This window comes from Caballeronia catudaia, assembly GCF_001544755.2.
In the GTDB taxonomy this organism is placed as follows: domain Bacteria; phylum Pseudomonadota; class Gammaproteobacteria; order Burkholderiales; family Burkholderiaceae; genus Caballeronia; species Caballeronia catudaia.
On sequence record NZ_FCOF02000030.1, the window covers coordinates 1 to 13,203 of the forward strand.

12 protein-coding genes and 2 pseudogenes are annotated in these 13,203 nt (G+C 62.2%); 10 read left to right on the forward strand and 4 right to left on the reverse strand.

Translation table 11 applies throughout. The features are described 5' to 3' along the window. Positions 1 to 191: 191 nt before the first annotated feature. From AWB75_RS25370 to AWB75_RS25415, 10 genes and pseudogenes are all read left to right on the forward strand, one after another. Positions 192 to 522: pseudogene (locus tag AWB75_RS25370) on the forward strand (aminotransferase class I/II-fold pyridoxal phosphate-dependent enzyme); the annotation flags it as partial. Between the two features lie 254 nt (positions 523 to 776). Next, complete coding sequence (locus AWB75_RS25375; protein WP_061126805.1) at positions 777 to 1,949, forward strand: glutamine amidotransferase-related protein; 1,173 nt, start codon at positions 777 to 779, stop codon at positions 1,947 to 1,949. 250 nt (positions 1,950 to 2,199) lie between these two features. Further along, positions 2,200 to 2,325: pseudogene (locus tag AWB75_RS36720) on the forward strand (MFS transporter); the annotation flags it as partial. A gap of 128 nt (positions 2,326 to 2,453) precedes the next feature. Then, positions 2,454 to 3,092 carry a porin gene (locus tag AWB75_RS25380; protein ID WP_235012229.1) on the forward strand — a complete coding sequence of 213 codons (639 nt, stop codon included), beginning with the start codon at positions 2,454 to 2,456 and terminating at the stop codon, positions 3,090 to 3,092. A 632-nt stretch (positions 3,093 to 3,724) separates the two neighbouring features. Next, positions 3,725 to 4,576 carry an ABC transporter substrate-binding protein gene (locus tag AWB75_RS25385; RefSeq protein ID WP_061126806.1) on the forward strand — a complete coding sequence of 284 codons (852 nt, stop codon included), beginning with the start codon at positions 3,725 to 3,727 and terminating at the stop codon, positions 4,574 to 4,576. Between the two features lie 13 nt (positions 4,577 to 4,589). Further along, a complete protein-coding gene (locus AWB75_RS25390) occupies positions 4,590 to 5,306 on the forward strand; it encodes an amino acid ABC transporter permease (RefSeq protein ID WP_061126807.1) in 717 nt (238 codons plus the stop codon). Between the two features lie 11 nt (positions 5,307 to 5,317). Then, complete coding sequence (locus AWB75_RS25395; protein WP_027778484.1) at positions 5,318 to 5,962, forward strand: amino acid ABC transporter permease; 645 nt, start codon at positions 5,318 to 5,320, stop codon at positions 5,960 to 5,962. After that, a complete protein-coding gene (locus AWB75_RS25400) occupies positions 5,959 to 6,711 on the forward strand; it encodes an amino acid ABC transporter ATP-binding protein (protein WP_061126808.1) in 753 nt (250 codons plus the stop codon). The genes AWB75_RS25395 and AWB75_RS25400 overlap by 4 nt, the downstream gene beginning before the upstream one ends. Before the next feature lie 11 nt (positions 6,712 to 6,722). After that, on the forward strand, positions 6,723 to 7,472 hold the full coding sequence (locus tag AWB75_RS25405) for an IclR family transcriptional regulator (RefSeq protein WP_061126809.1): 750 nt from the start codon (positions 6,723 to 6,725) through the stop codon (positions 7,470 to 7,472). A 316-nt stretch (positions 7,473 to 7,788) separates the two neighbouring features. Further along, positions 7,789 to 8,094 (forward strand): hypothetical protein, encoded by a 306-nt coding sequence (locus AWB75_RS25415; RefSeq protein WP_061126811.1) that lies wholly within the window; start codon positions 7,789 to 7,791, stop codon positions 8,092 to 8,094. A gap of 246 nt (positions 8,095 to 8,340) precedes the next feature. Here AWB75_RS25415 and AWB75_RS25420 read toward each other — a convergent pair whose 3' ends face one another. From AWB75_RS25420 to AWB75_RS25435, 4 genes are all read right to left on the reverse strand, one after another. Beyond that, the gene (locus AWB75_RS25420) at positions 8,341 to 8,946 is read right to left on the reverse strand and encodes a MaoC/PaaZ C-terminal domain-containing protein (RefSeq protein ID WP_235012230.1); all 606 of its coding nucleotides are present in this window, start codon (positions 8,944 to 8,946) and stop codon (positions 8,341 to 8,343) included. Between the two features lie 109 nt (positions 8,947 to 9,055). Then, complete coding sequence (locus AWB75_RS25425) at positions 9,056 to 10,660, reverse strand: acyl CoA:acetate/3-ketoacid CoA transferase (RefSeq protein WP_061126813.1); 1,605 nt, start codon at positions 10,658 to 10,660, stop codon at positions 9,056 to 9,058. A gap of 73 nt (positions 10,661 to 10,733) precedes the next feature. Beyond that, positions 10,734 to 12,077 carry an MFS transporter gene (locus AWB75_RS25430; RefSeq protein ID WP_061126814.1) on the reverse strand — a complete coding sequence of 448 codons (1,344 nt, stop codon included), beginning with the start codon at positions 12,075 to 12,077 and terminating at the stop codon, positions 10,734 to 10,736. A 77-nt stretch (positions 12,078 to 12,154) separates the two neighbouring features. Further along, a complete protein-coding gene (locus AWB75_RS25435; RefSeq protein WP_061126815.1) occupies positions 12,155 to 12,913 on the reverse strand; it encodes an enoyl-CoA hydratase/isomerase family protein in 759 nt (252 codons plus the stop codon). Positions 12,914 to 13,203 lie beyond the last annotated feature (290 nt).

Genomic DNA, 13,203 nt, shown 5'->3' on the forward strand with positions numbered 1-13,203 from the left:
GCGCCAGCATGCGCCAGAGGGCTGAAATCGGACATTTCTAATGAGCTCAAATCGGACATTATTAAAAAGCCCTGACAAAGGAAAATGCGATAAATTGAATTATGTCAAATCATGGGTGGACCGCGTTGTCTTTTGCTTTCATCAACGAGCAGCACAGCTGCTTCATTGGTGACCGAGCCTGTTCTGACGATCTGCGTGCTGCCATCGGACCCAAGACACGCTGGGTCATCCTCAACTCGCCGAACAACCCGACCGGCGCGGCCTATACGCGCGAAGAACTGCGCGCGCTCGCCGATGTCCTGCTCGAAACGAACATATGCTCGTGACGGCCGACGACATCTACATACACATGCGCTACGGCGGGCCGTTCCATACGCCCGTGCAGTCCGACCGCGTCTGCGCGAGCGCACGCTGACGGTCAAGGGCGTATCGAAGGTGTATTCGATGACGGGCTGGCGCATCGGCTATGCGGGCGGTCCGGCGTGGCTAATCCGCGCGATGCAGACGCTGCAATCGCAGAGACTTCGCCAACTATCTGCTGGAGGCGGCGCATGTCGGCGTGGTACACGGTAGCGCATTCGGCGTGGAGAACCATGTGCGGTGCGGATCGCGTATGCTGGTCCGATGCCCACGCTGCGACGCGTGCCGGCGCACCGCGACCGCGTGTGCGGCGTTGACACCCGCTGTCGCCGCGGTCTGAAGCGCCTGAACACGAGACGCCATGCCCGCGACACGTGTGCCGTGCGCCGGTTTTTCTTTTTATCGGATGGCCTTCCATGCTCTATCTCATCGAAGACGCTACCCCCGAGCCGGCGCAATTCGGCGCCCTTCCCGCGCTGTTCGCCCGGACTTTGAATGCCGAACTCCGCTGCGCAGGCGTGCATTTCGACGAAGAGCGGTTTCCGGATGCGCATCAGCACGTCACAGCGGATGGACGTTTAGTCGCGAGCGGTCTGATCTGGCGCACCCGCACGGGCCTGCCCGACGCTGCCGAACCATGCCATGAGATTTTTGCGCTGGCGCGGACGCGCGATATCGTGCTCCTCGTGCAATCGTTCGATGCGTTTCCTACGCAATGCGCCGAAGACGTGGAGATGTTGCGCGTCGTTCATCAAGCCGATAGCGCACAGCTCGTCGAAGATGGTTCGGGCGTGGTTTTGCAAGCGCATCGGGATCGCTATGGAAGATGGCGATCCACGGAAGAAGCCGCATCGCGCGCGAGCGGGCCGTCCATGACGATTGCGCTGATAGGCCGTGAGTGCGACCAGCATCAGCAATACCCTGCGACGCTCGCCGCCCTCGGCGACGCCGCCGATGCTCTCGGCTTCGATCTCGACGTGCGCTTCATCGCGGCGCAGGACATCGACCGCGACAACGCAGAGACTTTGCTCGCCGATGCACACGGCATTCTTTTGCCGGGCGGCGCGGACATGGCGCACGTGGCGGGACAGATCGAGGCCGCGCGTTTCGGCTGGCTGGCGTCAATTCCGGTCGTGGGTTTGTCTCTCGGCATGCAGTCAATGGCGACGGCCATCGCGCGGCTCGCGTTGAAGAGCGATGAGATCGGCATGAAGGAAGCGCAGCCCGATGCGCGCGTCGCCAGCTTCGAGCCGATTCATGTCGGCGAGGATGGCGTGTTGTTGCATCGATCGGGCTTGCGGCCGATAAGCCTGGTGCCGGGATCGCATATCGCGGCCATGCTCGGCGCGCAGGCGAGCATTCTCTGCAATCATCGCTACAGGCTCAATCCGGCGCTCGAAGCGCCGCTCGCGACGCTCGGCGTGACCGTCAGCGCGCACGACGAGAGCGGCTCGACCGCCGATGCCATCGAGGCCGATAAGCATCCGTTCTTTGCGGGCATGCAGGGGCATCCCGAACTATCGTCGCGTGATGACGCGCCGCATCCGTTGCTGATTGCGTTTCTGGAAGCGGCGGCGCGCCGTTCATAAGAAAGCGAGCGCTTACGCAAAAGCTCGAACTTAGCTGATCGCCGACGCGAACAACGCGGCATCGACGTTCCCGCCCGATGCCACGATCAGCGCACGGGGCGTTCTTGATTCCCGTGCAGATTTCGGGTTAAAGCACCTTCACGTTCCTCGCACAAGACGTGCAACAAGAGCTTTGTGCCGTGACAGACCGCGACGTCAGACTCCATCTCATCGAAGAAGATTGGGACGAGTTTGTCAGGATTGCCGCATCCAGAATGCCGCGCGGTATGCGCTGGTCGTCCGGGTGCCTGTGCATTTTCTCGGCACCGACTGGAAAGCGTCGGCCGCACTGATCGATCCGAAGTGGATCACGGTCGCGCTGCCGGTCGGCATGGCGAACCCGTAATTGGTCATGTGATCGATGCGACGCGACAAACATCGGTGATATTTTCGATCGTCGCGGGGCTGCGCGCAGCAAGCGCGGCCATGTCGATGCGATTCGGCGTTGAGCCACCGTGCGCGTTGGTGGAGGTCGAACTGTCGAACACGGTGAAGTTTCGCAGCGAGAATTTCGCGGGCGTGACCGTCGGCGCTCTGTACGGCTTCACGAACCAGTCGAGCAGCACCACGGGGCGAAGCTTCAGCTTCGGCGCGACGTATGGCTACGGGCCGCTCAATCTTGCGGCGGCGTATTCGGAGTATCGCGATCGCGCGTTCAATCTCGCGAACGGGCTGGGACTCACCAGCTTCGAGGGCGTTGCGCTTCCGACCAGCGGATCGTTCGTCGCACAAAGCGTGAGGAACGCGGGCATTGGCGGAAGTTATCAGATCGGACGCGTGCAGTTGCATGCGCTGCTGACGCAAGTGCGCATCGAGGCGCGCGGACGCTCGGAGAACTATCGCACCATCGATGGCGGCGCAAACTTTCAGGTCACGCCCGCATACATGATTGGTGCGGGCGCGTGGACCACGACGCTCGATGGACAGCGCTGGACGCAGGTGACGATCGTCAACGTCTATTCGCTTTCGAAGCTCACACAGCTATACGCCGACGTAATGGTCGAGCAGGCTTCGTCGGGCGCGACAGCGAGCACGCTGGGCATCGATCCGTCGTCGTCGAACCGGCAGACGGTGGTGCTGGCCGGCATCCATCGCCTGTTTTGAACGGTCGCGCGTCCGGACGTTGCCCGGGTCACGGGTTCTCATGCGCGCGCTCGAGAGCATCACCGCCTGTTCACGCAGCCGCGGAATGCAAAACGGATGCAGGCGCTCTGCGTGCAAATGGGCGATTTCGCTTTGAGTCAGTCAACGGACACGTACCGACGCCTTTCCGATGACGGGCAGCAGGTCTTAAGCTCAAGCACCGTGCGGCGACCGCAGTCACTTAGCTGCCGTCTTGATCCCGGCCTCGTTCACGCGCGCGACTACTCAACGGGGTCAATGGTCGGAACTTCGCGCGGGAGCGCATCGCGGTCATGTGGGGTCTCATGGAAGGACACCGTGCCGTTGTCCGGCCGCGCGAGCAACGCGTTCGCCGGCAGGATCAAAAATTCGCTACCGCTCCGTGGGCGAACACGCGAACGCCATCCTTAGCTAGCCCAACAAAATTCTGAAAGCAATAAGGGTTCTGGCTCCTTGCAGGACCCTTTTTAGCGTCCAACACTTCGATGTCAATCCGGCTCGCCAGATAACTGTCCGATATACCGGACAACCTAGTGCTTCGACGGAAGATGTCGTGAACGCGAGGCCAGGCTGGCAGCGATTTCTCAGACCAACCCTTCGATCAGGATCTGAACATGAAGCTCGCCACAAAGGGCGCCAAGGCCGCCTTGCTGTTTGCCGCAACCGCCGTGAGCGGAGTGCTCGCGCTCTCCGCCTGCACGAAAGTGGCGACGCCCGAGCAGGGTCCATCGGCAGCGGCGCCTGCATCGACGCTTCAGGCCGTGCTTCAGCGCGGCACGCTGCGCGTCGGCGACTGCCTCACGTTCGCGCCGTTCGGCTTTTACGACAAGGACGGCAATCCGGACGGCTACGACGTCGACCTCGCCAAGGAACTCGCGAAGCAAATGGGCGTGAAACTCGAGGTCGTGAACACGACTAGCGCGAACCGCATCCCGAACCTGCAAACCGCCAAGGTCGATGTCGTGTTCTGCAACTTCACGCGCAACCTCGAACGCGCGAAGGTCGTCGAATTCACGTCGCCGTACGTTGTCGCCAGCGAAGCGATGCTCGTGAAGAAGAGCAGCGGCATCCAGTCGGCGAAGGACATGAGCGGGCGCACCATCGCCACGGTCAAAGGTTCGACCAACGGCGACGAAGTCCGCTCGATGGGCATCCCCGTCAAGATTCAGGAATATGACAGTTCGCAGGCGGCCATTCTCGCCGTCAAGCAGGGCCAGGCCGATGCGATGATCGAGGACAACAACTTCCTTGCGTATCAGGCGAAGCTCGATCCGGAACTGGCCGTGACTAACGAAGCGCTCGTGCCGCTCGAGTACAACGCGTTCGGCGTGAAGGCGGGCGACCAGGCGTGGCTCAACTATCTGAACCTGTTCCTGTTCAACATCAATGCATCGAAGCTGAATGCGCAGTTGTACAAGAAGTGGTTCGGCGTCGATCCGAGATATCCGCTCAACCCGCAGTTCTGAGGCGGAGGCGCAGATGAGCTATCAATGGCTGACTCTATGGGGCTACGTCCCCGAGTTTCTGAAGGCCGGCTGGCTGACCTTGCAGGTCACGTTGCTGTCGTTCGTGCTGGCGCTCGCGCTCGGTCTGATCGCGGCGCTTGCCGGCATGTCCCCGTCGGCCATCGTGCGGTTCATCGCGCGCGCTTACGTCGAAGCCATCCGCAATACGCCGGTGTTGCTGCAGATTTTCATTGTGTTCTTCGGCTTGCCGTCGATGGGCATTGCGCTCGATGCATATTGGGCCGGTGTCATCGCGCTGGGCGTGAACGTGGGCGCGTATCTGTCGGAAGTGTTTCGCGCGGGCATGCAATCGGTGCCGCGCGGACAGATTGAAGCAGCCGGCATTCTTGGGCTGGAACGCGGGCAGATTTTCAAGGAGATCGTGTTGCCGCAGGCAGCGCGTGCGGTGTATCCGGCCATCGTCAATTATCTGATTCAGTTGTTGCTCGGTACGTCGCTGTTGTCGGCAATAGCGTTGCCCGAACTCACCGGCACCGCAACCGTCATCAATTCGCGCACGCTCTTGTATGTCCAGACATTCGCGGTCGTGCTCGTCGCGTATCTGGTGCTGAGCAATGTGCTGTCGTGGATTGCCAGTCAACTCGGCGCACGCATGTTTCATCCGCCGCTCATCGTGAGGCCGGGTGCGCGTTGGATTGGATTCACGCTTCGTCGTGCGAATCGTGCCTGAGGGATTGAGTCATGTCACTCGAACTGCTGAAAAACAGTCTGTCGATTTTGCTGCAAGGTCTCGTGACCACACTGCTCTTGTCTGTCGCGGCGATCGTCGGAAGCACGCTCATCGGCCTGCTGGCCGCCGTGTTGCGGTCGTTCGGGCCGTGGGGCACGGACCGAATCGCGAAGCTCTATACGGAGTTGTTTCGCGGTACGCCCGTACTCATCACGCTGATGTTCATCTACTTCGGCGTCTCGTACTTCGGTTATGCAATCGATGTCTTTGCAGCGGGCGTGATCGGCTTGAGCGTGTATCAGGGCGCGTATATCGCGGAAGTTTTTCGCGCGGGCATCGAGTCAGTGCCGAAGGGACAGTGGGAAGTCTCGCAGATTCTCGGCCTGTCGCGCACACAGACCTTCGCTTCGGTCGTGTTACCGCAGACCGGACGCATCGTGTTGCCGCCGCTCGTCGGGCAGTATCTGTCCCTCATCAAGGATACGTCGATCGTCAGCATGATCGGCATGTCCGAACTGATGCACGGCGGCCAGGCGATCGTGGATCGCGTCGGCAAGCCGGTCGAGATTTACGGACTCGTCGCGCTGATCTATTTCGTCGTGTGCTTCCCGCTTTCGCAATGGGTGCGCCATCATGACCGCCGGAGACTTACGTGAACGATTCCATTCAGAACAAGCCCGTCATTTCGCTGTCGGGCGTGAGCAAGTCATTCGGCTCGACGCGCGTTCTCAACGAGATCAATCTCGACGTGCGCGCAGGCGAAGTACTCGTGCTGATCGGCGCATCCGGTTCGGGCAAGAGCACAGTGCTGCGCATTATGGCCGGACTGGAGACGACGGACTCCGGCCAAGTGTGGGTCAACGAAGTGCCCCTTCACGATCCGAAGCGCGCGCGCGAAATTCGCGGCCACGTCGGCATGGTGTTTCAGCAGTTCAACTTGTTCCCGCATAAGACCGCGCTCGGCAACGTCACCCTCGCGCTGATCAAGGCGCGCGGCATGCCGCCCGCCGATGCCCGCAAACGCGCAATGGAAACGCTCGACCGCGTGGGCCTCGCGGACCGTGCATCGCATTATCCGAGCCAGTTATCGGGCGGACAGCAGCAGCGCGTCGCCATTGCGCGGGCGCTGGCGGTCGAACCCGGCATCATGTTCTTCGATGAAGCGACATCCGCACTCGATCCCGAACTCGTCGGCGAGGTGACGGAAGTGATGCGCGGCCTCGCGCGCGACGGCATGACGATGGTCGTTGTCACTCACGAAATGGGCTTTGCGCGCAAGACGGCGGATCGCGTCGTGTTCATGGACAAGGGCGTGATTGCAGAGCAAGGCGACCCGGAGCAAATGTTCGTCAACCCGTCGAACGAACGCACGCGGCAGTTTCTCAGCCGTGTGCTCGACCATTGAAGGGCGAACGAATGGCAGCAACGGAATCGTCGCGCGCGCGAGGCGTGGAACGTGTCATCGAAATCTTCAGGAAGCTGCATCACGCGCAGCGGCCTATGACGATGCGCGAACTGATTGAAGCGACCGGCGCACCGCGTTCGAGCATCTACGAACTCGTCGCCATTCTCACTGAAGTGGGCTGGCTCGAAACATCGGCGGATGGCAGTGTGTTCTTCGGACGCGAGATGCATTACTACGGCTCGGACTACGCGACGCACAACGACCTCATCAGCCGCGCGCATCAGTCTATTCTGGCGCTTGTGCGCAAGTACGACGAGACCACGCAGTTGTGCATGCTCGAAGGGAACAAGTACTCGGTCGTGTTATCGGAGAACAGTGCGCGGCCGTTCAACATCAGCTCGGATATCGGCGTGCGCGTGCCGATTCCGTGGACCGCGACCGGACGCCTGCTGCTCGGTCACATGAACGCCGACGCCATCCGCACCCTGATTCCTGCAGATGACTTCGTGCTCGACAACGGCGTGCGCATCGATTTCGATGAATTCATGCGCGACGTGCGAAACGCGAAAGCGCTTGGCTATTGCTGCACGGAAGGCCTATCCAACGCGTTCCGGCTCTGCATGGCCGCGCCCGTTCGCGACCGCGCGGGCATGCCGATCGCCGCGCTGTGCTTCATGACGGGCCGCGACACGGACCCCGAACGCCGTCAGTCGATGCTGAACGATCTACTTCAGTCGGCGCAAGCGCTTTCGCATCGCTGACATGGATACACGGCTTCAGCGTATCGACGAGTTGGAACAGGAAAACGCCGCGCTCAGGGAAGTGAACGATATTCTGCGCAAAGCAGTGGCGTATTACGCACGCTCCCTTAGCGGATCAGCGAACGAACGCGCCCCCGCCGCACGGCCACCTTGCGCGAAGGTTCCGCATGAAGCGGCAGCATCGCATCAGGATGATGCCCCCGACTCTTACACGTAAGGCAGCTTCGAGCGAAGAAAGTAGTCCCTGTGAGAAGGCTGAGGTGCGCGCGAGCGGTATGATGCGATTGGTTATCGCGCAACGGCATGGAGAGAGGGTATGGAGAACGGCAGACCGCCGCCACGGCGCGTCACTGACGGAACCGGAATCAAGGTCGGCGAACCGGGATGGTTCGGCCGAATACTGGCCATCGTCTTAGGAGTCGTTGTGCTCGCGGGGGCGGCAATGCTGTCGGTGGTACTGCTTGTGGTCCTGTTCGGATTGGGAACGGTCGCCATCGGGTATGTCTGGTGGAAGACGCGCGGGCTGCGTCGGCAGGCCCGCGCGTTCGGCGACGAGGCCCGGACCGTCGACGTCGAGGCCGTGCAGCCGCGCTCCCCCGACGATAATTCCCCGAGAAATTGACGATCGACGAGCGCCGGCCTAGTCAGTTTTCGACGACGAAAGCGGCGGCGTCCGCGGAGGTGGAGATCTGAATTGCGCTGTCGGGCTCGATGCGCGATGCGGCACCCGCGACGTCGCGGCGCGTCATCACGTTGAAGTCGAGTATCGGCCCATCGCGATCAGGCGGCCTTCGAGCGAACGCTCGCCCAAGCCGCGCGAAAAACCAGCATCGTCGTGTCAAACGTGCCGAGGGTTTGAAACAAGGAGCTACGCACGATTCGTCATCAACAGTAGCGTTTCACCATCCTGCACGACTTTGCCAAGCTGATTCAGCACGCTCAGCTTCAGCGTCGCGATCCCCCGGTCGATGCGTTTTGTCACGCGTTTGCCGACGACCTCGATATCGACCTGAATTCGGTCGCCAATAAGAAGCGGCGCGCGAAACGACCAGTTCCAGCTCAATGTCGCAAGTGCGCTCATGCGGACCGGCGAGCGCGTCTTCAGGCCATCGGTGAGTGCCAGGCCGAGCAGTCCGTGCGCGATCCGGCCGGAGAATCCCGCCTGCTGCGCGGCGACGTCGTCCAGATGGATGTCGTACATGTCGCCCGAGACGCCGGCGAAATTAACGATGTGCGTTTCTGTCACCGTCATGCCGGACGTGACGAAATGATCTCCTATCTCGATGTCATTCAGGTCATACATCCCCGGTGCGAGCAAACGCCCCCGCTGTACGGAGTCTCTTTCGTTCCGGGATTGTGTCATGTCTCTATCCTTATGCGGTCTGGTGTCGGTGTACGCGCTGAGGCGGCAAAAGCTGGTTGACAGCGGGTGAATCAAAACAGGCGCTGCAGCCGGTTCTCCACGAATTTCCATTCACGCAATCTCGCACGCATCGTCGAGCAGGGAAATCTTGATGCCATCGATCTTGCGCGCGTTGAGAGCCGTGTCGATCCGTCGATCTGAAGCGCTTGCAACTCGCGCTTCACCGCTGGCCCTCCGCAAACTCTGCAAGACGCGGATGGCATGGCCAGCCCTGCGACGCCATATCGGCATCGAGACCCATCGGCTCCTGACGGAACAGGCGCTCGTCCATCAGCTTGAGATCCGGCGAGATGACGGGACGGAACGCCATATGCGCGAGCACGTCGCGTTCGAGATCGATGCCGGGCGCGATCTCGATGAGTTCCAGCGCGCCGTCGATGGCGCGAAACACCGCGCGCTCGGTGACGAAGAGCGTCGTCTGCTTGCGCTCCTGCGCGAACGGTCCGCTATACGACACCTGCTGCAGTTTCGACACGAACTTGCGATGCGCGCCTTCCTTGAGTATCTGCAGCTTGCCGCCTTCGCACGACACTCGCAGATCGCCCGCCGTGAACGTGCCGCCGAAGACCATCTTGCGCGCGTTCTGGCTTATGTTGATGAAGCCGCCCACGCCGATCAGCTTGTTCGCGAAGCGGCTGATATTGACGCTGCCCTGCGCGTCTATTTCGACAGCCGAAAGAAACGCGATATCGATGCCGCCGCCATCGTAGAAATCGAACTGATACGGCATGTCCACGATTGCGCTGTAGTTACGCGCGGCGCCGGCATCGAGCCCCGCCGCGGGCGCGCCGCCGATCAGCCCTTGCTCGTTGGTCAGCACGATGTGATGCAGCACGTCTTCTTCCGCCGCGACCAACCCGATCCCCGTGCACACGCCCGAGCCGACGTTGCACACCGCGCCCAGGCTCAGTTCCATCGCGAGACGCCGCGCGATGATCTTGCGTTCGTCGAGCGGCAGGCGCGGGAAGCCACCGAGCGGAATGCGCATCTCGCCGGTGAACGACGGATCGTAGGCCGTCTGATACGTCACTGGCTGATCGGCAACGACCACGACCGCATCGACGAGCATGCCGGGAATCTTCACCGTCTTCGCGGGCAAGGTGCCGCGCTTCGCAAGCCGCTTGACCTGCACGATCACGAGGCCGCCGTTGCGCCTGGTCGCCTGCGCCATCGAGAGCATGTCGCCGAACACGGCCTCGTGCTCCATCGACACGTTGCCGTCCTCGTCCGACGTCGTGCCGCGCAGGAACGCGACATCGACTTCGAACGGCTTGTAGAACAGCCACTCGCGGCCTTCCAGTTCGATCAGGCTCACGAGCTTGTCGTCGCTCGGCGCGCCCTGCAGGCCGCCGTCGTTGCGCGGGTCCACGAAAGTATGCAGTCCGACATGACTGATGAGCCCCGGCCGGCCCGCCGCCATCTCGCGCGTGAGCTGCGAGAGCGCGCCCTGCGGCAGGGTCCACGCTTCGACCTCTTTGTTCAGCGCCATTTGCGCGAGCGCCGGCGAATCGACCAGCGTGCCGCACACGACGCGTTTGAGCAAGCCCGCATGCGCGAGACGGGACGCGCCGCGCTCACCGCGGTCGCCGAGGCCGACCGGATGCACCGACGTGATCCGGCGCGGCACGCCTCGCGCGAGGAAGCGCCGTTCGAGCGCCTCGATCAGCGCTTCCGGCACGGCGTGCCCGCTTCCCGATCCGCCGATCATCAACGTATCGCCATCCTTCAGCAACGATGCAGCCTGGTCGGCGGTCAAAATCTGCATGTTCTCTACTCCGTTTCAGTCTGTTTATGCATGCGCGATGCGCCTCTTCGACGCATCCCGATCTTTCAGGCTCTCAAACTGCCGAGCGCGATTCCTGGAACACGGGATGATCGTCCCGATGTCGCGAGAGGTGTTTCCCGAGCAGCGCGGCGATCAGCGTGAGCAGGCAGAAGACGGCGAGGAACACCATCACGTAGGTCGGCTTGCCGTTCGCATAGGCGACGAGCGCGGTCGCGATGAACGGCGTCGGCCCGCCGATGAGCGCGCCGGAGAATTCCCGGCACATCGCGATGCCGGAGAATCGATAATGCGTCGGAAACAGATTCGACAGGAACGCGCCCTGAGCGCCGCACGTGCAACCCCAGCTGATGCCGTAGACCGCGCTCATCGCGATCGTGGCGAGCACGACGTCTTTCGAATCGATCGCATAAAACAGCGGCCACACGAGCGCGAGCGCGATAATCGCGCCGGCCGCGAACACGTTGCCGCTGCCGTACTTGTCCGCGAGCATGCCGCCGACGGGCGCGCAGAACAGCGAGAAGCCCAGCGCGATGATCAGCACGACGAGGCTGTCCGACTTGGCCATGCCGACAGTGTTCGTCATGTAGCTCAGCGCGAATGTGTTGAGCACGTAGCTGAGCGCCTGATGGCCGCCCATCGCGAAGAAACCGCACACCAGCTCGCGACGGCTGTTGCGGAACAGGTCCGCGACCGGCACCTTCTCCGCTCTGGCCTTTGCGCTCGCCTTCTCCATCGCGGCGACGTATTCGGGCGTCTCGTCGAGCTTCGAGCGGATGTAGACCGCGACGCCAAAGAGCGCGAGCGACAGAAGGAACGGCACCCGCCACGCCCACGTGAACAGGATGTCCTCCGGCACGTACGAGATCATCAGGAAGGTGGCGATCGCGATCATCACGCCGAAGTTGGTGGCCGCGTTCGGAATCGACGTGAAGAACGCGCGGCGGCTGGGCGGCGTGTATTCGGCGATCAGCGTGATCGCGCCGGCGAGTTCCGCGCCAGCGCCGAAGCCCTGCGCCATGCGCAGCAGCACCAGCAGAATCGGCGCGATCACGCCCGCCTGCTGCCAGGTCGGCAATATCCCTAGCCCGACCGTGGCCGCGCCCATGATCGTCACGCAGAACACGAGCGCGGGCTTGCGGCCGTATTTGTCGCCGATATGCGAAATGACGATGCCGCCGAGCGGCCGGATGATGAACCCGACCGCGAAGGTCGCGAACGCGGCGAGCGTGCCGGCCAGCGAAGACAGTTGCGGAAAGAACAGCTTGTTGATGATGAGGCCCGATGCCGCTGCATAGAGCCCATAGTCGTACCACTCGATGATCGTGCCGAGTGTCGACGCGAACACGGCGCGCCGGATGTTCCTGCGGTCTGCTTTCTGCGCATGTGCTGCTTGCATGGCGCTGTCTCCTGCTTCTCTCTGGTTTTGTGCGACGCCGCGCTGTCACGGCGTTCGTCGACGGATCGCGTTGCGGATCAGGATCGGCCCGAACGGCGGCCAAATGCGTTGGCGCCCTCCTCGTAATTGCCCGAGGCGAAGCAGAGCGACGTCAGCTCGTTCTCGTAGCGAATGCCCTGTTCGACGCTCATCGACAGCGATGCGCGCACGGCCGCCTTCACCGACTGCGTCGCGATCGGGCTGAACTCGGCCATCTTGCGGCACAGCGCCATCGCGGTATCGACGACGGCCGCATCCTCGACCACCATCTCGACGAGACCGATGCTGCGCGCCTCGTTCGCATCGATGGTGTCGCCGGTCAGGAGAAGGCGCATGGCCTGCCCGTAGCCGACGAGTCGCGGCAGCATCTGCGACGCGCCGCCGCCGCCCACCCAGCCACGCACGACTTCGGGCGCGCCGAACTTAGCGCTCTGGCCGGCGACGCGGACATCGGCGCCGAGCATCATCTCGAATCCGCCGCCGAGCACCCAGCCCTTCAGCGCGGCGACGACCGGCTTGGTGAAGTCGCGGATGACCATCGCGTAATCGGTGCGGGCGCGAAATTCCCACGCCGTGCGATACGTCTTGAGCGAATGCAGATCGCTGCCCGCGCTGAATGCGCGCTCGCCTTCGCCGCGCAGCAGCACCACGCGGATCGCGTCGTCGCGCTCGATGTCCTGCCGGATGGCGACCAGCGTCTGCGTCATTTCGGGCGTGATCGAGTTCATCTTCTCCGGTCGATTGATGACGATCTCGGCCACCGCGTCGTGCCGGCGCACCACGATTCGATCCTGCATCCTGCCTCCTTTTCCGACTGTCGTAGCAGTCTTGTCCCATTCGAGTTTTCCCTTATACTTATTTGCTAGTAAGTACAGTGAGCCGACATTAACATCATTGCCGAACGGTAGGCAACGGAATTTTCGAGGAGAAGGAGAATGGCGCGCGCGCAGTCGTTTGCGGAGCGGCCGAAGGGGCGATCGATAAATGGGGGGCGTGTAAAATCAGCCGCGCATTGCGCATCATCCAGGTCCGATGCTTCGCCCCGCATGAGGCCAAGTCCATACTCCGATCCTCGCCGAGGTGAACC